Annotated in this window: 17 protein-coding genes; 1 reads left to right on the forward strand and 16 read right to left on the reverse strand. The window is 72.2% G+C overall.

Annotation, left to right across the window (positions count from 1 at the left end; all coding sequences use genetic code 11):
• Window positions 1-41: 41 nt before the first annotated feature.
• From lspA to CHB94_RS04000, 7 genes are all read right to left on the reverse strand, one after another.
• Complete coding sequence (gene lspA / locus CHB94_RS03970; RefSeq protein WP_254920380.1) at window positions 42-830, reverse strand: signal peptidase II; 789 nt, start codon at window positions 828-830, stop codon at window positions 42-44.
• Window positions 831-833: 3 nt separating this feature from the next.
• Window positions 834-2,090, reverse strand: coding sequence for an ABC transporter ATP-binding protein (locus CHB94_RS03975; RefSeq protein WP_089335294.1), 1,257 nt, complete (start codon window positions 2,088-2,090; stop codon window positions 834-836).
• Window positions 2,091-2,139: 49 nt separating this feature from the next.
• Window positions 2,140-2,973 carry a carbohydrate ABC transporter permease gene (locus CHB94_RS03980; protein WP_089335295.1) on the reverse strand — a complete coding sequence of 278 codons (834 nt, stop codon included), beginning with the start codon at window positions 2,971-2,973 and terminating at the stop codon, window positions 2,140-2,142.
• A gap of 3 nt (window positions 2,974-2,976) precedes the next feature.
• On the reverse strand, window positions 2,977-3,936 hold the full coding sequence (locus CHB94_RS03985; RefSeq protein WP_089335296.1) for a carbohydrate ABC transporter permease: 960 nt from the start codon (window positions 3,934-3,936) through the stop codon (window positions 2,977-2,979).
• On the reverse strand, window positions 3,933-5,246 hold the full coding sequence (locus tag CHB94_RS03990; protein ID WP_254920381.1) for an extracellular solute-binding protein: 1,314 nt from the start codon (window positions 5,244-5,246) through the stop codon (window positions 3,933-3,935). The genes CHB94_RS03985 and CHB94_RS03990 overlap by 4 nt, the downstream gene beginning before the upstream one ends.
• A 183-nt stretch (window positions 5,247-5,429) precedes the next feature.
• Window positions 5,430-6,668 (reverse strand): DUF4032 domain-containing protein, encoded by a 1,239-nt coding sequence (locus CHB94_RS03995; protein WP_089335298.1) that lies wholly within the window; start codon window positions 6,666-6,668, stop codon window positions 5,430-5,432.
• 186 nt (window positions 6,669-6,854) lie between these two features.
• On the reverse strand, window positions 6,855-8,366 hold the full coding sequence (locus CHB94_RS04000; RefSeq protein WP_089335299.1) for a potassium/proton antiporter: 1,512 nt from the start codon (window positions 8,364-8,366) through the stop codon (window positions 6,855-6,857).
• Window positions 8,367-8,480: 114 nt separating this feature from the next.
• On the opposite strand from CHB94_RS04000, the gene ileS reads away from it, so the two are divergent.
• On the forward strand, window positions 8,481-11,696 hold the full coding sequence (gene ileS, locus CHB94_RS04005) for an isoleucine--tRNA ligase (protein WP_254920382.1): 3,216 nt from the start codon (window positions 8,481-8,483) through the stop codon (window positions 11,694-11,696).
• A 6-nt stretch (window positions 11,697-11,702) separates the two neighbouring features.
• On the opposite strand, the gene CHB94_RS04010 is transcribed toward ileS, so the two are convergent.
• From CHB94_RS04010 to CHB94_RS04050, 9 genes are all read right to left on the reverse strand, one after another.
• A complete protein-coding gene (locus CHB94_RS04010; RefSeq protein WP_089335300.1) occupies window positions 11,703-12,299 on the reverse strand; it encodes a hypothetical protein in 597 nt (198 codons plus the stop codon).
• A gap of 133 nt (window positions 12,300-12,432) precedes the next feature.
• The gene (gene wag31 / locus CHB94_RS04015; RefSeq protein WP_089335301.1) at window positions 12,433-13,161 is read right to left on the reverse strand and encodes a DivIVA-like cell division protein Wag31; all 729 of its coding nucleotides are present in this window, start codon (window positions 13,159-13,161) and stop codon (window positions 12,433-12,435) included.
• A gap of 90 nt (window positions 13,162-13,251) precedes the next feature.
• Window positions 13,252-13,545 carry a YggT family protein gene (locus CHB94_RS04020; RefSeq protein WP_089335302.1) on the reverse strand — a complete coding sequence of 98 codons (294 nt, stop codon included), beginning with the start codon at window positions 13,543-13,545 and terminating at the stop codon, window positions 13,252-13,254.
• 68 nt (window positions 13,546-13,613) lie between these two features.
• Complete coding sequence (locus tag CHB94_RS26550) at window positions 13,614-14,333, reverse strand: cell division protein SepF (protein ID WP_303395977.1); 720 nt, start codon at window positions 14,331-14,333, stop codon at window positions 13,614-13,616.
• 72 nt (window positions 14,334-14,405) lie between these two features.
• Complete coding sequence (locus tag CHB94_RS04030; protein WP_176445407.1) at window positions 14,406-15,170, reverse strand: YggS family pyridoxal phosphate-dependent enzyme; 765 nt, start codon at window positions 15,168-15,170, stop codon at window positions 14,406-14,408.
• A gap of 49 nt (window positions 15,171-15,219) precedes the next feature.
• Complete coding sequence (locus CHB94_RS04035; RefSeq protein ID WP_089335304.1) at window positions 15,220-17,385, reverse strand: acyltransferase family protein; 2,166 nt, start codon at window positions 17,383-17,385, stop codon at window positions 15,220-15,222.
• 134 nt (window positions 17,386-17,519) lie between these two features.
• Complete coding sequence (gene pgeF, locus CHB94_RS04040; RefSeq protein ID WP_217899155.1) at window positions 17,520-18,251, reverse strand: peptidoglycan editing factor PgeF; 732 nt, start codon at window positions 18,249-18,251, stop codon at window positions 17,520-17,522.
• A gap of 144 nt (window positions 18,252-18,395) precedes the next feature.
• Entirely contained in the window at window positions 18,396-19,694 is a 1,299-nt protein-coding gene (gene ftsZ, locus CHB94_RS04045; protein ID WP_089335305.1) for a cell division protein FtsZ, read from the reverse strand.
• 411 nt (window positions 19,695-20,105) lie between these two features.
• On the reverse strand, window positions 20,106-20,774 hold the full coding sequence (locus CHB94_RS04050; RefSeq protein WP_254920383.1) for a cell division protein FtsQ/DivIB: 669 nt from the start codon (window positions 20,772-20,774) through the stop codon (window positions 20,106-20,108).
• Between the last annotated feature and the right edge of the window lie 25 nt (window positions 20,775-20,799).

A 20,799-nucleotide genomic window follows, 5' to 3' on the forward strand; every position in this document is an offset into this window, starting at 1 on the left:
GGGCCCTGCAGGGGGCTGGTGGGGGGCAGGGTGGTCCTTCTTCAGGCGGCGTCCGTCGCGGCCTGGTCGGTGCTCCGGGAACCGTCGAACTCGATGCCACGCAGGGCCAGCACGGCCCCGAGGATCCCGCCGCAGACGATCGCCGAGTCGGCGACGTTGAAGACCGGCCACACCCGGCCGTCGGGGCCGAAGACGGAGAGGAAGTCGACCACTCCCCCGCGCAGGAACCCCGGATCGCGGAAGATCCGGTCGACCAGGTTGCCCAGGGCACCGCCCAGCACGAGGCCGAGCGCGACGGCCCACGCGGTGGAGAACAGCCGGCGCGCCGTCCGCACGATGACGACGGCCACGGCCAGCGCGACCAGGCTGAACACGACCGTGAAGCCCTCGGCGAAGGAGAAGGCCGCACCGGTGTTGCGCAGGTGGGTGAGGTACAGCGCCCCACCGAGCAGGCGGATGTCCTCACCGGGCTCGATGCTCGCGACCACGGCCAGCTTGGTGACCAGGTCGGCGAGCAGGACGGCGGCGGCCAGCGTGAGCAGGAGCCGGGTCCGAGGGCGGCGACCGCCGGCGGCGGCCGGGGTGTCCGCGGGGTCGGCGGGCTGCTCGGACAGGACGGGCTCCTCGGCTGGGGTCGGCCAGTGGCCGCACGGCCACCGACGTCGACGATAACCGCGCCGCCACCGCCGGTACGCGACTGCGTCAACCCCGCCGCCCGCATCGTCGAACCGCAGCCAGGGGCCATGGCGATGCAGGCATGGCCATGGCGATGCAGACGCGGCGGGTAGGCGGCCGGGCCGCAACGGCGTTGGTCCCGGCGGCCCGGCCACAGCTCAGGCGGCCCCGACCCTGGCGGCCCCGCCCCGGGACTCGTCGAGCTGCTCGACCCGGTCCTGCGTCGCCAGCCGGGTCAGCTCGGCACCGGCCTCGGCGTCGCGGGTGAGGTTCTCCCCGGAGGTCGGGTCGAAGACGTGCACCTTCCGGCTGTCGAGCCAGAATTCGGCCTCCCTGCCCTCGCGGATGCGGCTGGTGGAGTCGATGGACACGATCGCCTGGGTACGCAGTTCCTCGGAGTCCAGCTCGCGCGAGAGGTCGCGCAGCTGCGCGGTGATCGCCTCCGGTGCCTCGTACGGGATGTAGGCGAACTGCGAGTCCCCGAGCCATTCGGTGACGTCGACCCGTGCCCGGAACATCGACCCGAGGGGACGCTTCGCCTCGTCAACCAGGCTGGCGTCCTCGAAGTACTCGGGCCGGATGCCGACCAGGAGCAGGTCCCGGCCGCGCACCGCCGCCGCCCGCTTCTCGTCGAGCTCGATGGTGCCGAAGGGTGTGTTCAGCCGGTTGCCCTCCGGCGTCGCCGGCAGGAAGTTCATCGGAGGGGAGCCGATGAAGCCGGCGACGAACAGGTTGACCGGCTGCTCGTAGAGCTCGCGCGGTGAGGCGACCTGCTGGATCTTGCCCTTGCGCAGGACGCACACCCGGTCGCCGAGGGTCATGGCCTCGGTCTGGTCGTGGGTGACGTAGACGGTGGTGATGCCGAGCCGGCGCTGGAGACGGGAGATCTCCGTGCGCATCTGGCCGCGCAGCTTGGCGTCGAGGTTGGACAGCGGCTCGTCGAAGAGGAACGCCTCGGCCTGCCGCACGATGGCGCGACCCATGGCGACGCGCTGACGCTGGCCACCCGACAGGTTGGCCGGCTTGCGCTCGAGGTGCTCCTTGAGCTCCAGCACGTCCGCGGCCTCGGTGACGCGGCGGCGCACCTCGTCGTCGGGGGTCTTGGACAGCCGCAACGGGAAGGCGATGTTCTCGTAGACGGTCATGTGCGGGTACAGGGCGTAGTTCTGGAAGACCATCGACAGGTTGCGGTCCCGGGGGGCGAGGTCGTTGACCCGCTTCCCGCCGATGATCATGTCGCCACTGGTGATGTCCTCGAGGCCGACGATCATCCGCAGCAGCGTCGACTTTCCGCAGCCGGAGGGGCCGACGAGGATCATGAACTCGCCGTCGGCGATGTCGAGGCTGACGTCGTTCACGGCCGGGAACCCGTCGCCGTACTGCTTGACGATGTTGCGCATCTCGATCGAAGCCATCAGTCCTCGTCCCCTCGATGGGTCGGTGTAATGCGGAGCATGGCGGGGGTCATCCCTTGACGGCGCCGTTGGTGAGGCCGGCGACGATGCGACGCTGGAAGAGCAGGACCAGGATGACGACCGGGATGGTGACGATCACCGCGGCCGCGGCGATCGCGCCCGTCGGGTCCTCGAACTGTGAGGCGCCGCTGAACAGGCCGAGGGCCGCCGGCACCGGCCGTGCCGCCTCGGTCGAGGTCAGGACGATCCCGTAGACGAAGTCGTTCCAGGCGATGAAGAAGGCGATGATCGCCGTGGTGAAGACCCCGGGCGCAGCGAGCGGGACGATCACCTTCCGGAAGGCCTGCCACGTCGTCGCGCCGTCGACCTGGGCGGCCTGTTCCATCTCCCACGGGATCTCGCGGAAGAACGCCGACATGGTCCAGATCGAGATGGGGAGGGTGAGCGACAAGTACGGGAGGATGAGCCCCGGCCACGTGTCGTACAGCCCGATCTGACGCCACACGTTGAACAGCGGCGTGACGATCGAGATGACCGGGAAGATCGCCACACCGAGCGCGGTCGAGAGGATCAACCGCTTGCCGCGGAAGTCCAGTCGTGCGATGGCATAGGCCGCGAACATCGCCAGCACGCACGAGATGAAGGTGGCGATCAGGCAGATGCCGAAGGAGTTCCGCAGCGCCGGCAGGAAGAGGCCGCTGGCACTGCCGGTCAGGATGGTCGTGTAGTTCTCCCAGGACACGTTCGTCGGGGCGAACTGGCCGTTGGCGATGTCCGACGGCGCCTTGAGGGAGATCGAGATGATCCAGGCGATCGGGAAGAGCGCGTAGACGACGATCACCGCCCCGCCGATCCACCACATGACCTTCTTCTGCGTGGACATCGGCTACTCCCCCCGCGCCTGGGACAGGTTGATCTTGAAACCCTTGATGAAACCGAACGCGATCATCACGACCGCGATGAACAGCAGGACCGAGACCGCGGAACCCAGACCGATCTCCAGGCGCGCGATCGTCTGCCGGTAGGCGAGGAACGAGACCGACTCGGTGCCGTTGGCGCCGGCGGTCATGATGAAGATGCTGTCGAAGACCCGGAACGCGTCCAGGGTGCGGAACAGCACGGCGACCATGATCGCCGCCTTCATGTTCGGGATCGTCACCTTCCACAGCCGCTGCCACCACGTGGCCCCGTCGACCATGGCGGCCTCCTGCAGCACGTCGGGAACCTGGGCCAGGCCGGCCAGCAGCAGCAGGGAGATGAACGGCGTCGTCTTCCAGATCTCGGCCAGGCAGATGACCAGGATCGACGTACCCCAGTCGCCGAACCAGTCGGTGTCCGCCGCGACGCCGGGGAGCCAGGTGAACCAGCTGTTGACGAACCCGGTGTTGATGTCGAAGGCGAACTGCCAGGCGAAGGCCGACACCACCGTGATCACCGCGTACGGGATGAGGATGGCCGCCCGGACGACCGGCCGGATGGAGCTCAGCGCCTTGGCCATCACCATCGCCAGGCCGAACCCGAGGACGAGCTCCACCGCGACCGTCACCACCGTGATGAAGACGGTGACCCAGATGGACTGCCACCACAGGGAGTCGGTGAGGATCACCCAGTAGTTGCTCAGACCGATGAACTCGCGGTTGTCCGGGTCGGTCAGCCGGTAGGAGAAGAGCGACTCGTAGACCGCCTGCAGGATGGGATAGGCGGTGACCGCCAGCATCACCACGAAGGCGGGGCCGGCCAGCAGCCAGCCGAGCCGCCGTTCAGCCCGCGACCGGTCGCTGATCCCGCCCTTCGGCGCCTGGACCGGTTCGGTCTTCTTGACGGGTGGAAGCGTGGTCTGGGTCACAGCAGTTGCTCCCCTCGCAGGACGGCGGTGATCAGCTCGCTCGCCTCTTCACCGGTCGTTCCTGGTTCGACCGAGGACGCCGGGTGGTAGACGCGCTGGAGCGCCCCCGACACCTCGCTGTAGTAGACGGTCTGCGGCCGGGGCGCTGCCTGCTCCAGGGACTCCCGGATCACGGGCGCCTGCGGGAAGACCTCGAGCACCTCGGGGTCGTCGTAGACCGAGGCCTTCGACGCGGGGTTCCCGTTGGTCGTGAAGTAGTAGGCCTGGTTCTCCTCGGAGACGATGCACTCCGCGGCCTCGTACGCGGCGTCGACGTTCGCGCTGAACGCGCCCACCACGAGGTTGATCCCGCCGTACGGTGGCGCGCTCGACTCGTCCTCGAGGACCCGCGGATAGAGCGCCCAGCCGTAGTCCTCGGGCACGCTGGGGTCCAGCGTGCCCGCCTCGACCGCGTCGAGGGCCCGGCCCCAGACGAACGGCCAGTTCACCATGAAGGCGGCGTCGCCCTCCTCGAAGTCGGTGACGTTGGCGTCCTCACCCGCGGTGCTGAAGGCCGCTCCCCCGACGGTGCTGACGTTGCGCATCACCTCGGCGGCCCGCACGGCGGCGTCCGAGGTGAGCCCGAGTCGGACGTCCTCGGGGTTGTCGGCGGACCTCTCGATGATCGAGCCGCCCGCTGATTCGATGAGCGCGTTGACCCAGACGGTCAACGCCTCGGCGCGGATGCCCTGGGCGGCGATCGCGGTGTCCTGTTCCTCGGCTACCTGGACGAGCTGCTCCCAGGTGACCGGCTGCTCCATGTCGAGGCCCGCCGCCTCGGCCACGGACTTCTTGAACCAGAGCAGCTGGGTGTTGGCCCAGAACGGGACGGCGACCAGCTCGTCCTTCCACGTCGACCCGTCGATGGCGCTCTGCACGACGCCCTCGGTGACCCGATCGGCCACGTCGTCGGGCACCGGGGCGAGGAAGCCCGCTTCGGCGAACTCGGGGATGTACGGCGGGTCCAGGCTGACGAGGTCGATCGAGGCGTCCCCCGCGGCCAGGCGGCGGATGAGTTGCTCGCGCTGCTGGGAGGACTCGCGGGGCAGCTGCGCCGTCTCGATGGTGTAGGCGCCGCCGGCTTCCTCCGTGCACCGGCTGGCGATCTCGGCCTGCCCCCCGGCGTCGGGGTTGATGTACCAGGTCAGAGTGGACGCATCACCGCTACCGCCCCCGCACCCGGCCAGCGTGCCGGCGGTGACCAGGAGTGCAGCGGTACCGGCGAGCCCACGCCGAGGCGGCCTGCGCCTGGCTCGGGAAGGAGCGAGCACCCCGTCTCTGGGGCGTCCATCGCCAGGAGCTATCGGCATTCGTATCGCCTCCGTTGTCGCGCCAGCGACAGAGGGGTCACCGCGGTGATCGGAGCGTGGTGCAGGTCATAAGGGGTGTCAATTCGAACCGTTGCGGATCCGTCGATCGCCACCGGACCGAGACATGACCGGCTCGCCGTCCGGTCAGCCCTTCGGGCCCAGCTCGGCGATGACCGACGGTGTCGTGATCTCGGGGGGTGTCCGGGGCAGCACGGTGTCGAAGTAGGAGCGTGCCGCCTCCGTCGTCCCGACGTCCCGCTGGGCCTTCTCGGACAGGAACCACCGGTGTTCCAGCACCTCGTGGAACACCTCCGCCGGCGCCAGCCGGCCGACCAGGTCGCGGGGGATGGACTCCACCACCGGCTGGTAGACCTCGGCCAGCCAGCGGTGCGCGGCGAAGGACTCGGACACCGGCCCCCCGGCCGTCGACTCCAGGTAGGCGCGGAAGGCCCGGATGTCGTTGAGCAGCCGGCGCGCCTGCCGTTCCTGCACCTCCAGTCCGGTGAGCCGGAGGAGTTCCCGGCGATGCTGCCCGGGCTCGGCGACCCGCGTCTCGACCCGGAGCTTGGCGCCCTCGTCGGAGGTGACGAGCTCCATCTCCCCCACGTCGAACCCGAGGTCGTTGAGCCGCTGGAGCCGCTCGGCCACCCGCCACCGCTGCTCGTCGACCCCGAAGACCTGCTCGTGGGTGACCTCGTCCCAGAGCGCCTCGTAGCGCGGCGCGAGGCTCTCGGCGACCTCGATCGGGTCGATGACCGACGGCAGGAGATCGCCGGACTGCAGGTCCAGCAGCTCACCGCCCACCCGCTCGCGGGCGAGGTCGACGTCGTGGGCGCGCAGCCACGGCGACAGGGCCGGATGCCGTTCCGCGGTCTCCGCGTCCACCAGGTGGGCGACCAGCGCCCCGGCGTCCGGACGGAAGAGGGTGTTCGACAGCGAGCAGTCACCCCAGAAGACGCCGGCCAGGTGCAGCCGCACCAGCAGTTCCACCAGCGTGTCCAGCAGTTGATCGGCCGAGTGCTCGCCGCGCGCGCTGGAGAACAACCACCGGTAGGACATCGAGTACTCGAGGTAGCGGGTGACCAGGATCGCCTCCTGGTCGTGCGGCCGGTCCACGCAGATGCCGAGCGCGGAGACCGTCGGCAGGCCCTCCTCCTCGAACTCGCCCAGCAGCCGGTACTCGTGCCGGGCCAGCCGTTCGGAGATCTCCTTGAGCGCGAAGACGCGGCCGCCGGAAGCGACGAACCGGACCACGTGGCGGGAGATGCCCCGCTGCGGCACCTCGAGCAGCAGGCTCGGGTCCCACTCCTGCAGAGGTCGGTCCCAGGGCAGGCTCAACAGCCCTGCCGCCTCCGCGGCGGGCGGACGGAAGAGGAACCGCATCGCGCGCTCCGTGGGTCGCCGGATGGACGCCGTCCACTGGTGGCCACCATCCCACGGCGCGGACCCGGCCGCTGTCGGGCCGCCCTTCGGGGGCCGCGCCGAGCGTGCGTGGCGTGGGGGGAAGGTGGCCCCGTCCGGAGGCTCACCCCGAGCGCGCGAGGGGTGAGAGGGACGGGGTCCTTTCATTCAGTCCAGCTCGGTCGCGGCGCCCCGTTCCCCGCGCCAGCTGGCCAGTCGGCCGGCGCGGCTGACCGCCCGCAGCCGCCGTTCGGCCTCGGGCCGGGAGCGGCGCGCCGACACCAGGAGCGCCTGGTCGCCCCGCATGAGGCGGGTCGTGTCGTCGGGGACGAAGGACCGGCCGTCGCGCACGATCAGCACCACGGCGGCGTCCTCGGGCAGCCGCAGCTCGGGCAGGTACACCCCGTGCAGGCGGGAACCGGCGGGCACGGTCAGCTGCATGAGCTCGGCGTCGAGCTCCTCCAGCGGGGCGGCCTCGACCTGCACGTCACGGGGGGTCATGGGGGTGGCGATCCGGAGGCGCCGCGCGACCCACGGCAGCGACCAGCCCTGGATCACCGTGAAGACGACCACCAGCACGAACACCGTGTCGAAGACCGTCGTCGCCCCGGGCACCTCCGCGGTCAGCGGGATGATCGCCGCGACGATGGGCACCGCCCCGCGCAGTCCCGCCCAGGAGATGAACGCCTGCTGGGCCAGCGGGAAGCGGAACCACGCCAGGCTGGCCACCACCGACAGGGGCCGGGCGAGGACCAGCAGCACTCCGCCGACGAGGAGCGCGGGCCCGATGGCCTCGGGCAGCCGGTCCGGCGAGACGAGCAGACCGAGCAGGACGAACAGCCCGATCTGCGCCAGGGACGCCATGCCCTCGGCGAAGCCGACGCTGGCGGTGCGGTGGGGCACTGCCGCGTTGCCGAGCACCACACCGCACAGGTAGACCGCGACGAAACCCGAGGTGTGCGCCAGCGACGCGGTGGAGTACGCCAGGACGCAGAGCGCCAGCGTCGCCAGGGGGTAGAACCCGGCCACGGGCAGGGCGACCCGACGCAGCAGCGCGGCGCCCGCGAAGCCGATGCCGATCCCGATGACGGCGCCTCCGGCGAGCTCGGCGGCCACGACCAGACCGACCAACCACCACGGCTGCGTCGTCTCCCCCGTGAGGGACTCGGCCAGGACGGTCACCACAAGGATGACCGGGGCGTCGTTGAGGCCGCTCTCGGCCTCCAGGGAGGCGGCCAGCCGGCGCGGAAGGGGCAGCCGCCGCAGGGTGGCGAAGACCGCGGCGGCGTCGGTCGAGCTGATGACCGCGGCCAGCAGGAGGGCGAAGCCCCAGTCGTAGCCGAGGAGCAGGACACCGACGGTCGCCGTCACGCCCACGCTCACCGCGACGCCGACCGTGGACAGCGCGACGCCGGGCCCGATCGCCCGGCGGACGTCGGCCCACCGCGTGGTGAGGCCGCCCTCCGCCAGGATGACGACGAGCGCGGCATACCCCAGCGTGTGGGTGAGCTGGTAGTCCTCGAACTGGACACCGAGGCCGCTCTCGCCGAGGGCGAGACCGAGCGCCAGGTAGAGCAGGAGGCTCGGCAGTCCGACCCGGTCGGCGAGCCGGAGGGCGACAGCGGCGACGAGGACGACCAGCGCTCCGACGGCGAGGGCGACGGTGACCGTGGTGTTCACCGGGCACCGTCCATGGGGGGCAGTCTCCCGTACGGGTGTTTCTGCGCCGTTCCGGCGCGGCCGGGCGAGGACGCGCCCGGCGACCCGTTTGGCGGTTCGGGGAGAATGGGTCCCGTGAGTGCCCCCGCCCCCGCCGGTCCGTTCGCCGCGCTGCCCCCGCAGGTCGACCTGCCGGCCATGGAGAAGCAGATCCTGCAGCGCTGGGAGGCCGACAAGGTCTTCGCCCGGTCGCTGGAGGCCTCCGCCGGCAAGCCGCAGTGGGTCTTCTACGAGGGTCCGCCCACCGCCAACGGCCGGCCGGGGACCCACCACATCGAGGCCCGGGCGTTCAAGGACGTCTTCCCGCGGTTCAAGACCATGCAGGGCTGGCACGTGCCCCGCCGGGCGGGCTGGGACTGCCACGGGCTGCCCGTGGAGATCGCCGTGGAGCAGGAGCTGGGGTTCGCGGGCAAGCCCGACATCGAGCGCTACGGCATCGCCGAGTTCAACGCCCGCTGCCGCGAGTCGGTGGAGCGGCACGTCGACTCGTTCGCCGAGCTGACCCGCCGCATGGGCTACTGGGTCGACATGTCCACGGCCTACTGGACGATGGACCCGGCCTACATCGAGAGCGTCTGGTGGTCGCTCAAGCAGATCTTCGACAAGGGCCTGCTCGTCGAGGACCACCGGGTCGCCCCGTACTGCCCGCGCTGCGGCACCGGCCTGTCCGACCACGAGGTCGCCCAGGGCTACGAGACGCTCACCGATCCCTCGGTCTACGTCCGGCTGCCGGTCACCAGCGGAGAGTGGGCCGGCAAGGCCGACCTGCTGATCTGGACGACGACGCCCTGGACGCTGCCGTCGAACACGGCGGTCGCCGTCCACCCGGACGTGACCTACGTCGTGGCCCGCACGGACGCCGGCACCTTCGTGGTGGCCGAGCCGTTGGTGACCGCGGTGCTGGGCGAGGACGTGGAGATCCTCGCCCGCACGAGCGGCCGCGACTGGGAGCGGGTCCACTACCAGCGGCCCTTCGAGCTGGTGGAGTTCCCCGAGGGCGACGCGCACTACGTCGTCCTGGCCGACTACGTGACCACCGACGACGGCACCGGCCTGGTGCACCAGTCGCCGGCATTCGGCGCGGAGGACCTCGCGGTCTGCCGCGGCTACGGCCTGCCGGTGGTCAACCCGATCGACCCGACCGGGCACTTCCTGCCCGAGCTCCCGCTGGTGGGCGGGCACTTCTTCAAGGCCGCCGACGCCGCGCTGGTCGAGGATCTGCAGTCCCGCGGCGTCCTCTTCCGCGAGCTGCGGTACGAGCACAGCTATCCGCACTGCTGGCGCTGCCACACGCCGCTCATGTACTACGCCCAGCCGTCCTGGTACATCAGGACCAGCGCGATCAAGGATCGGCTGCTCGCCGAGAACGAGAAGACGCACTGGCACCCGGAGAACATCCAGTGGGGCCGCTACGGCGACTGGCTGAACAACAACGTCGACTGGGCGCTCTCCCGCGACCGCTACTGGGGGACGCCGCTGCCGATCTGGCGCAACGACGCCGACCCGTCGAAGCTGATCGCCGTCGGGTCCCTCGCCGAGCTGTCGGAGCTGACCGGCCGGGACCTCGCCGGCCTCGACCCGCACCGGCCGTTCATCGACGACGTCACCTTCACCCGCCCCGGTGAGGAGGGCACCTACCGGCGGGTCCGGCAGGTGATCGACGCCTGGTACGACTCCGGGTCCATGCCGTTCGCCCAGTGGGGCGCACCGCACCGCAACAAGGAGAAGTTCGAGGCCTCCTACCCGGCGCAGTTCATCTGCGAGGCGATCGACCAGACCCGCGGCTGGTTCTACACGCTGATGGCGGTCGGCACCCTGGTGTTCGACGAGAGCTCGTACGAGAACGTGCTGTGCCTGGGCCACATCCTCGCCGAGGACGGCCGCAAGATGAGCAAGCACCTGGGCAACATCCTCGAGCCCATCCCGCTCATGGACCGGCACGGCGCCGACGCCGTCCGCTGGTTCATGCTGGCCGGCGGCTCGCCGTGGTCGGCCCGCCGGGTGGGACACGAGACGCTGTCCGAGGTCGTCCGCAAGGTCCTGCTCACCTACTGGAACACCGCGAGCTTCTTCACGCTGTACGCCGACACCAACGGCTGGGACCCGGCATCCACGCCTGCCCCTGCACGGGCCGAGCGGCCGCTGCTGGACCGCTGGGCGCTGGCCACACTGGCCGCCGTCACCGAGGACGTCACCACGGCGCTGGAGGACTTCGACACCCAGGGTGCCGGCCGGCTGCTCGCCGGGTTCGTCGACGACCTGTCCAACTGGTACGTCCGCCGTTCCCGCCGCCGGTTCTGGGACGGCGATCCCGCCGCCCTGGCCACCCTGCACGAGGTCCTCGACGGCCTGACCCGGCTCATGGCCCCGTTCACCCCGTTCGTGACCGACGAGGTCTGGACCCGCGCGGTGCTGCCCGGCCTCGGCGGGGACGCGCCCGACTCGGTGCACCTGGCCTCGTGGCCGGCCGTCGACGAGGACGCCCGTGACGACGAGCTCGTGGCCCAGGTGACCCTGGTCCGTCGCCTGGTCGAGCTGGGCCGCTCGGCTCGCACCTCGGCGAAGGTGCGCACCCGTCAGCCGCTGGCCCGCGCGGTCGTCGCGGCGCCCGGGTGGGCCTCGCTGCCTGCCGAGCTGATCGCCGAGGTGGCCGACGAGCTCAACGTGCTCGACATGGCCGAGCTGTCGGGTGCCGACGGTGCGTTGGTCGACGTCAGCCTGAAGGTCGACTTCCGGGCCGTGGGGCGGCGGCTGGGCAAGCAGGTCCAGGCCGTGGCGAAGGCCGTGGCCGCCGCCGACGCGGCCGAACTCACCGCCGCCTACCGGGCGGGCACCGCGACCGTGCAGGTCGACGGCGCGCCCGTCCCGCTCGAGGACGGCGACCTGATCGTCACCGAGACGCCGCGGGAGGGGTGGACGGTGGCCAGCGGGGGCGGACTGACCGTCGCGCTGGACCTCGCCCTCACGCCGGAGCTCGAACGCGCCGGACTCGTCCGCGAGGTGGTCCGCCTCATCCAGGAGGCTCGCAAGTCCAGCGGACTGGAGGTCAGCGACCGGATCGAGCTGTGGTGGACGGCCGAGGACGAGCAGATCCGGCGGGCTCTCACCGAACACGAGTCGCAGTTGGCCGCCGAGGTGCTCGCCACGGCGGTGCACCCCGATTCCGAGGGCCCGGACCCCCGATCGGCGACGGTCCCCGAAGCGCTGGGCGGCCGCGCCGCCCGCGTGGACGGCCTGCCCGGACTGCGGATGAGCATCGCCCGCACGGGAGGTTCTCTCGCCGGGAGGTGAGCCGGGTCAGCCGCTCCGGCCGGCCCTCCGTTCCCGGGCCCGCTGGGCGAGGGTGCGGTCGGGGGCGCAGACCGCGCACGGCGTGAAGCCGTCGGTCCGCGCCTCGTCCAGCGGCAGCGGGATCGCCGTCCGCCCGCTGAGGTGTACGCACCCGGCCAGGTGGTAGCGCGGGCGCTCGTCGACGACGAGCACCTCGTCGGTGAGGTCGACCACCATCAGCAGATCGGTGACCTCGACCTCCTCGACCGGCGGGTCCGCCAGTTGCTCCGGCTCAGCGGCGACCGACGCGGCGGTCGCCCCGGCCGGCACGACGGCGGCTGCGTCGGACGCGCGGTCGTCGACGGCCCGCGGCGGCGGAGAGCCGCTGCCGGGCTCGCGCGCCGGCCCATCCCCGGGCGACACCGGCGTCACGGGCGCTGCGGGAGCGGCCACCGCCTCCGCGCGGGTGGCGGCGCCCATCTGCCGCCGGGTCAGGGCGAGCAGGACCGCAGCCACCACGCACACCGCGACGCATGCCCAGTAGAGGGCGGTCATCCCGGTGAGGATGCCCGCGACGAACAGTCCGAGGCCCAGGAGCACCAGCAGGCCGGCAGCCAAGATCACGCTGCGACTCTAGAAGGACCCTCCGCTCCCCACACCTCGCACGCTCGGCGCGGCCCCCTGCGGAGGGCCCCTTCAGCAGCCCGGGACGCCGCAGGGCCCGGACCGAACGGTCCGGGCCCTGGGTGCACGAGGTCTACGCGGGTGCGTGCTGGTTCTGCCGGTTGGCCGCTGCCGGCTCCGCGGATCCACGACTGTCCAGGTCGCGCAGGTGCGACTCCAGGTAGGAGCGCAGCCGGGTGCGGTACTCCCGCTCGAAGGTCCGCAGCTCCTCGATCTTGCGCTCCAGGCTGCTGCGCTTCTCCTCCAGGCCGCTCATCGCCTCGACGTGCCGGCGCTCGGCGTCCTGCTCCAGAGCCGCCGCCTTGGCCCGCGACTCGCGCTCCATCGTCTCGGCGCGCGTCCGGGCATCCCCGACCATCGACTCGGCACGGTGCTTGGCCTCGGCGACCATCTGCTCGCTCTTGGTGCGGGCCTCCGCCATCAACCGTTCACTGTTGGTCTTGGCGCCGGTCAGCATCTGCTCGGCCTGCGTCTTGGCCTCGTTGACGTAGCGGTCCGCGGTCTCGGTGGCCAGGGCCAGCATCCGCGAGGCGCGGGCGCTGTCGTCCTCACGCGGCTGCTGCACCGGCGGCGGGGGCGGGGCGGTGGGGGCCGGGGTGGCCACCGCAGCCGGCGCCTCCTCCATCCGGGCACCGCCGCGGCCGACGGTGGAGCGCAGCTCGTTGTTCTCCTCGATGAGGCGCGCGAGCTCGGCCTCCACGACGTCGAGGAAGGCGTCGACCTCGTCCTCGTCGTAGCCCCGCTTCCCGATGGGCGGCTTCTTGAAGACGACGTTGTGCACGTCGGCAGGCGTGAGTGGCATCGGGGTCACCTCGGGTGGGACGGCGGGAACAGGGACGTTCTCGGACGAGCGGCGGCGGACCAGGCCGGTTCCGCGCTGGTCCCGATGGCCTCAGCCATAAGCGAGCGAGTCCGTGATGCTCTTGAGGATCAACACGGCGATCAACAGCACCATAAACCCGAGGTCCAGTCTGATGGACCCCAGGTTCAGGGGCGGGATGACCTTGCGCACCGCCTTCAGCGGAGGGTCGGTCGTGGCGTAGACGACTTCCAGCCCCGCGGCGACGAGCCCGGAGGGCCGCCAGCTGCGGGCCAGCACCATCACCCAGTCGACGACGAACCGCGCGAAGAGCAGGACGAGGAAGACGAGCAGGACCGACGAGACGATCTGCCAGATGAGAGCCACGGTCCTCGTTCGTTCGGGGCACCTAGCGTGCCGTGTCCACCGTCGCGCGAGCTCCCCTCACGCACGCCTCAGGACTGGTTGAAGAACCCGCCTTCGCGGATCCGGGCCTTGTCCTCGGCCGTCACGTCGACGTTCTGCGGGCTGAGCAGGAAGACCTTCGCCGTGACGCGCTCGATACTACCGCGCAGTCCGAAGGACAGGCCCGCAGCGAAGTCGACGAGCCGCTTCGCGTCGGAGTCGTCCATCTCGGTCAGGTTCATGATGACCGGCATGCCGTCCCGGAACCGCTCCCCGATCGTGCGCGCCTCGTTGTAGGTGCGCGGGTGCAGGGTGGTGATCCGGTAGGGCTGCGGCGCGGGGGCCGGTGTCGGCTCCGCGACGGCCACGACCGGCTCACGGACGGGGAGCTTCGCGGCGGTCGCGCCCACGGGCCCGCTGCCCATGGCGCCGTTGCCCATCCCCGAGCCGGCCGTTCCCGTGCCGCTCAGGGCGCTCACCCGCGACGGGGTACCGGCGGCGCCGGCCGGCGCGAGGCCGATCGGGCGCACGGCACGCTCGCGGCGCACCGGCAGAGCCTCCGGCTCGCGCGCCGGGGGGAGGTCGTCGACGTCCGGCGCGTCGTCGCCGTAGCCCGACGAGTACTCGTCCTCGTAGGGGCCGTCGTACCGGTCGTCGGCGTACCGACCGGCGTAGCGGCGGTCGTGCTCCGGGTGCTCCGGCTGGCGGGCGTCGTACCGGCCGTAGCCGCGGGCGTCGTCGTCCTCGACGAGCCCCAGGTAGATACCCATTCTCCGCATGGCTCCAGCCATCGGACCTCCCCCTCTGCTGGCGTCCTCAGCGTCGCGTCCGTACTGCGGTCGTCACGGCCCGCCGGAGGCTCCGGAGGCCCGAGTGACCCGTGTGACTCGAGTGGCTGGTGAGTTCTGATCTCCGTCGCAGGGTAGGGGCCGATCGCCGAAGAGCGCGGTTCCGACACGCACGATCGTCGCGCCGGCCGCGACGGCCGCCTCGAGGTCCCCGCTCATGCCGGCGGACAGGTCGACCGCCTCGGGGTGGTCCGCTCGCACCCGGGCGGCGAGGGCGGCGAGCCGGTCGAACGCCGGCCGCGGGTCCTCCCCGAGGGGAGCGACGGCCATCAGACCACGCAGCCGGAGGCCCGAGGCGGCGGCGACGAGATCGGCCAGGGCGGGAACGTCGTCGGGCAGGGCCCCGCCGCGGGCGGCCTCTCCCCCGGGCTGTCCCCCGAGGTCCACCTGGAGCAGCACCTGCACGGGGCTCCCCTCCCGGCCCACCCGGTCGAGCACGGCGGCCAGCGACGGCCGGTCGACCGAGTGCACGACGGCACCGAGCCGGGCCACCGCAGCGGCCTTGTTGCGCTGGAGCTGGCCGACGAAGTGCCACCGCAGCGGTAGGTCGGCGAGCTCGGTCGCCTTGCCGACGAGTTCCTGCGCCCGGTTCTCGCCGAAGTCGGCCTGGCCGAGCCCGGCCAGGGCGCGGACGTCGGCGGCGGGCCAGGTCTTGCTGATGGCGAGCAGGGCGACCGACGCCGGGTCGCGTCCGGCCGCTCGCGCGGCTGCGGCGATCCGCGCCTGGACCGAGCGCAGATTGCCTTCCAGATCGGCCATGCCGCTGATCCTTCCAGCCGACGCTCCCGGCTGACTGCACCCTGCCCGGTCAGCCGCCGGCCATCGCCACGGTGACGTGCGCGTCGATGACGGGCGCGAGCCAGGTCGCGTAGCCGACCGTGAGGTGGTTGTCGTCGCGGTAGACCAGCTGATTGCCGACGATCACCGGGCAGCGGGCGGGTGTGCAGAAGAGGTCGGTCAGCACCGCGTAGTGACCGGCGCCGGCCGCCGTCGCCTGCTCCTCAGCGATGATCCCGGCATCGCTCACCGCGGCGGCGCGGTCGGGGCTGCAGGCGGTGGCCGAGTCGAGGTGCGCGGACAGGCAGGTCGGGACGAAGGAGCGCGGGTCGGGAACCGGACCCAGCACCAGGACGGCGGCGCCGGTGGACCGCAGCTCCCCGACGAGGCGCGTCAGGCTGTCGAGCCACTGACGGCTGTAGACGGTGAACCCGAAGTCGGAGCCGTACCGGCGGGACATGCTCAGGACGATCAGGGCCGGTCGTTCCCTCCGCAGCCGGTCGAGGACCTGGCCGCGCCACTGCGTGCACTCGGTGTAGGTGCGACCCAGGTAGGGGCTGGTGATCGGGAGGTCCAGCAGCGGGCAGGTCACCTTCCCCATGGTCTCCAGCCGCCACTGCCGCCGGGCGGCGACCTGCTCGAGTGCGGGGAACCACATGGCGGCGTGCGAGTCCCCGACCAGCGCTACGCGGGTCGCAGACGCGGCGGCGCCGTAGGCGCACTCGCCCTGCCCCACGTAGAGCCACGACCGCACGCAGCCGTTGACGAAGACCTCCGGTTTCTCGGCGAAGGCATCGGCCAGCGGCGGGGTCAGGTTGGACGGCACGGCCTGACGATCGGCCGACGCGGCCACCGCGGCGTGGACCTGTGCGGTCAGCGCCTCCAGCGCCGCCTTCGCGGGATCCGGGGTCGGCTCCGCCGGTGGCGCCGGTGGCGCCGGGGCCGCCGGTGGCCGTGCCTCGATCTCCGGAGCCCGGGCCGCCGCGCCGCGGCCCACGGGTGTCGGAACGGTGGACACGAGAACCAGCGACGCGCAGACGCCCATCGCGGTGAGTGCGCCGCCGAGGAGGAGGCTGCGGCCGCCGGAGGCGCGCAACGGCGCCGCGAACCGGACCGGGTTCTCGACGGCGACGAGCGTGAGCATCGCCAGCCCCCCGGCCACGGCGGCCGCGACCAGGCGGGCGGTCAGGCCGAGGGAGTGACCCATGACCACAGGGCCCAGCAGCAGCACCGGCCAGTGCCACAGGTACCAGGAGTACGACAGGCGCCCGATCAACCGCATCGGCGGGCTGGAGAGGGGAACGCCCACGCCCCGATCGGGTCGCGAGCAGCCGCCGATCACCACCAGCGCCGCCCCCAGCCCCGGCAGCAGCGCGGCCACGCCGGGGTACGGCGTCGACTCGTCCAGCCGGACGGCGGCCAGCGCGATCAGCCCGAGCCCGGTCCAGCCGGCGAGCCCGGCCGCCGGGTCCGGCAGCCGGCGCCACCAGGCCGTGCTCAGCGCCACCAGACCGCCCACCGCCAGCTGCCACGCGCGCGACGGGAGGGAGAAGAAGGCCCACGGTGGCAGGTCGGTGGTCCAGCGCAGGGAGAGCAGGAACGAGGCTCCCGCGACCACACCGAGGACGATCAGGGCCGGCAGCACCGGACGCCGGCCGCCCAGCGGCAGCCGGTCGCGGTTCCTGCTGAGCCGCGAGCCCAGCCATGCGGCGGCGATCAGCAGCGCCGGCCAGAAGAGGTAGAACTGCTCCTCCACGCCCAGGGACCAGTAGTGCTGGACCGGCGAGGGCGGAACGTCCGCGGTGAGGTAGTCGGTCCCTTGGACGGCGAAGCGATAGTTGCCGACGTACAGGGCGCCTGCGACGACGTCGCCCAGGACGGACCGCGCCTGGAGCGGGGGGAGCAGCCAGACCGACGCCACCGCGGTGGTGACCAGGACCAGGACACCGGCCGGCAGCAGACGGCGGGCACGGGCGCCGTAGAACCGGGCCAGCCGGACCCTGCCGCTGCTCTGGACCTCCCGCCACAGCAGACCGGTGATGAGGAACCCCGAGATGACGAAGAAGATGTCGACGCCGACGAACCCGCCCGGAAGACCAGGCACGTCGGCGTGGAAGAGGACGACCGCCAGCACCGCGACGGCGCGCAGGCCCTCGATGTCAGGACGGAACCGGGAGTTCCGCCCGCGGCCCTCCATCCGACGAGGCTAGGCGCGCCGGCCGCCCTCCAGGAGGCGTCGCGCCATCCCCCGGAGCATCGGCCGGGGGCGTCGGGCACGGCGGCCGGTCCGCGTGCCGGACCAGCCGGAGCCGGCCCCCTCGTCCGCGGTACTCAGCCGAGCCAGACGATCCCTGCCTGCCGCCCGGTGACGCCGTCGCGCCGGTGGGAGAAGAGGTGGGGATCCTCCGCGGTGCAGCGCGGGTCCTGGACGACCTCGGGGATCCCGGCGCGGCGCAGCCCGTCAGCGACGGCGGCCCGCAGGTCCAGGCCCGGCGTGCCCTTCCGGGTGCGCACCGCGGCAGCCGGCGCGACGCGGGCGACGTCGGCCTGCATCTCCGCCGGCACCTCGTAGCACTCCCCGCACACCGCGGGTCCCAGCAGTGCGCTCACGTGCCGGGCCCGTGCGCCCAGACTCGCCATGGCCGACAGCGTCGCCGGGACGACGCCGCGCCGGACCCCTTCGCGCCCGGCGTGCACGGCGGCGACCACGCCGGCGACGGGGTCGGCCAGCAGCACGGGAACGCAATCGGCGACCAGGACGCACAGGACGAGCCCGGGCGTGGTGGTCACGAGCGCGTCCGTGCCGAGCACCGGGCCGTCCTGGGGACCGTCGACGACGGCGACGCCGGTGCCGTGCACCTGGTTCATCCAGACCAGCCGGTCCCCCGGCACGCCCAGCTCGCGGGCGACCCGATCGCGGTTGGCCGCGACGTCGGCCGCGTCGTCACCGACGTGGTCGCCCAGGTTGAAGGAGTCGTAGGGAGGACGGGACCGGCCGCCCCGCCGGTCGGTGACGACCCGGCGGGGCCGCACCGCCGACGAGGCGGCCGGTGAAGTGCTCATCGAGGACGACCTTACGGCCCCGTCCCGGGCCACCCCAGGTGACGTGGTCCCGGGCCACCCCAGGTGACGTGCTGGAGCGGCCCCCCGCGGCCCCGTCCCGGGTCCCACCCTGAGCTTGCGAAGGGTGGGGAGGACGGGGTCCTCTTACTGCTTGAGGAACTCCGGGATGTCGAGCTCTTCCTCGAAGTCGTCACTGGAGAGCGGACGCCGGCCGGAGACCGGACCGGGGATGGGCGGCAACGGCGGCACGGTGATGCCGCCCCCGTTCACGGCGGCCGGGCGCGCCGGAGCCGCCGCGGGGGCAGGTGCCGGAGCCGCGGCCTCCACCGGAGCGGCAGGCGCCGCCTGGGCGGTCTGCGGGACGACCCGCCGCTCTCCCCCCGGCTGCTGACCCAGGGGCGACATCGGCCGGCGGTACGGCGGGAGGCCCGCGGGCGCCGAGGCAGCGGATCCGCCCGCGGCCGCTGCCGCCTCGGCGGCCTGGCGGGCACTGGGCCGGCCGCTGTCGAAACCGGCGGCGATGACGGTCACCCGCACCTCGTCACCCAGCGCGTCGTCGATCGTCGCACCGAAGATGATGTTGGCGTCCGGATGCGCCGCGTCGGACACCAGCGAGGCGGCCTCGTTGATCTCGAAGAGACCCAGGTCCGACCCGCCGGAGATCGACAGCAGCACCCCGTGCGCGCCCTCCATCGAGGCCTCCAGCAGCGGGCTGGCGATGGCCTGCTCCGAGGCGAGCAGCGCACGGTTGTCACCGCGCGCGCTCCCGATGCCCATCAGCGCCGAGCCTGCGCCGGACATGACCGACTTGACGTCGGCGAAGTCCAGGTTGATCAGCCCGGGCGTCGTGATCAGGTCCGTGATGCCCTGGACACCGGACAGCAGCACCTGGTCGGCGGTGCGGAACGCGTCCATCACGCTGACGTTGCGGTCCCCGAGCTGCAGCAGCCGGTCGTTCGGGATCACGATCAGCGTGTCGCACTCGTTGCGCAGTTCCTCGATGCCCGACTCGGCCTGGACCGCGCGCCGCTTGCCCTCGAAGGCGAACGGCCGCGTGACCACACCGATGGTCAGGGCGCCGAGCTTGCGGGCGATGGACGCCACGACCGGCGCCCCGCCGGTACCCGTGCCCCCACCCTCGCCCGCCGTCACGAAGACCATGTCCGCCCCCTGGAGGACCTCCTCGATCTCCTCGCGGTGGTCCTCGGCGGCCTGGCGCCCCACATCGGGCTGGGCGCCGGCACCCAGCCCGCGGGTGAGCTCGCGGCCGACATCGAGCTTGACGTCGGCGTCGCTCATCAGCAGCGCCTGCGCATCGGTGTTGATCGCGATGAACTCGACCCCCTTGAGGCCGACCTCGATCATGCGATTGACCGCGTTCACCCCGCCGCCGCCGATGCCGACGACCTTGATGACCGCTAGATAGTTGTGCGGAGGTGTCATGCGGCGCTCCCCAACTGGACCCTCATCCTCAAGTACAGGCTTACAGTTATGTCAACTTGGTCGACGTGGATGAAGTTAGGTGGGTCCGGAGAGGCGCTACAAGCACCCTCATCGGGTCGGCGTGTCGGTGACAGCGGATCGCACCGAACACTGGCGACCCGTTGGTCACATCAGCACCACTGCGTGTGACGACCCGCCTGTGGAACGTCTCATGTCGGGGTCCAGACCCTGTGAGGTTCCTGGATCGGGAACTCGCCAAAGAGATGTTGCGCGCCGGGCGTGTCGCTGCTGCTGGCGTGTCGGCCGCAGGAACCGCCGGGAGCGCTCCGGAGGCAGCGGGCCACCCACTGCGACGGTCGCCGTGCGCTGGACGGGAGGAGCGCGTCCGCGTCGGGCCGCGGCCCCGTCGACCTAGCGGAGGACCACTGCGGCGGGCGTGCTGACGTCGATGGTCCCCGCCGGTTCGAGGCTGCCGTCGGCGATCTGCTCGAGCAGCCCCACCAGCGCGGCGGCCTTCGCGTCGGATTCCGACGCGTCGCCCCAGCGCACGACGGTCCCGTCGGTCAGCGTCAGCGAGATGTCGTCGGCGCTGGAGGCGGCGGCACCGGTCACCTGCTTGCGGACATCGGCCGGCAGCGAGCCGACCGCGGCGATGCCGGCCAGGGTGGCGGCATCGTCCGGTCCCGGGGACCGGACGTCGAGCGGCACGACACCGTCGGGCGGGGAACCGGTGACCGTGTCGAACAGCACGCCCTCGGCGTCGATGAGGGATCGGCGTCCCGGCTCGCCCACGACGGCGACCGGCACCCGCTCCACGACGGTGATCACGACGCTGGCCGGCCAGTCGCGGGTCACCTCGACCGACGCGACCTGGGGAAGCCGGGCCACCCGTGCCTCCGCGGCATCGACGTCGACCCGCAGCAGCGGCGTCCCCCCGCCGATGCCCGCTGCCTCCTGGACCAGATCGGCCGACAGGGTGGCGAGACCGTCGACCTGCACCGCGCGCACCGTGAGGACCGGACCGGCCAGCAGCAGCCAGGCGAGGAGCGCCACGCCCACGCACGCGGCGACGGCCTGCACCGGTCGGCGGCGTGCGCCCGCGGGC

It is taken from the genome of Blastococcus mobilis (assembly GCF_900188025.1).
Taxonomy (GTDB): domain Bacteria; phylum Actinomycetota; class Actinomycetes; order Mycobacteriales; family Geodermatophilaceae; genus Blastococcus_B; species Blastococcus_B mobilis.

Coding starts and splice junctions, on each gene's coding strand:
- ftsZ (WP_089335305.1), bottom strand. CDS start 19,694: ATGACACCTCCGCACAACTATCTAGCGGTCATCAAGGTCGTCGGCATC.
- CHB94_RS03975 (WP_089335294.1), bottom strand. CDS start 2,090: ATGGCTTCGATCGAGATGCGCAACATCGTCAAGCAGTACGGCGACGGG.
- CHB94_RS03995 (WP_089335298.1), bottom strand. CDS start 6,668: ATGCGGTTCCTCTTCCGTCCGCCCGCCGCGGAGGCGGCAGGGCTGTTG.
- CHB94_RS04035 (WP_089335304.1), bottom strand. CDS start 17,385: ATGGAGGGCCGCGGGCGGAACTCCCGGTTCCGTCCTGACATCGAGGGC.
- CHB94_RS03980 (WP_089335295.1), bottom strand. CDS start 2,973: ATGTCCACGCAGAAGAAGGTCATGTGGTGGATCGGCGGGGCGGTGATC.
- pgeF (WP_217899155.1), bottom strand. CDS start 18,251: ATGAGCACTTCACCGGCCGCCTCGTCGGCGGTGCGGCCCCGCCGGGTC.
- CHB94_RS04030 (WP_176445407.1), bottom strand. CDS start 15,170: ATGGCCGATCTGGAAGGCAATCTGCGCTCGGTCCAGGCGCGGATCGCC.
- CHB94_RS26550 (WP_303395977.1), bottom strand. CDS start 14,333: ATGGGTATCTACCTGGGGCTCGTCGAGGACGACGACGCCCGCGGCTAC.
- wag31 (WP_089335301.1), bottom strand. CDS start 13,161: ATGCCACTCACGCCTGCCGACGTGCACAACGTCGTCTTCAAGAAGCCG.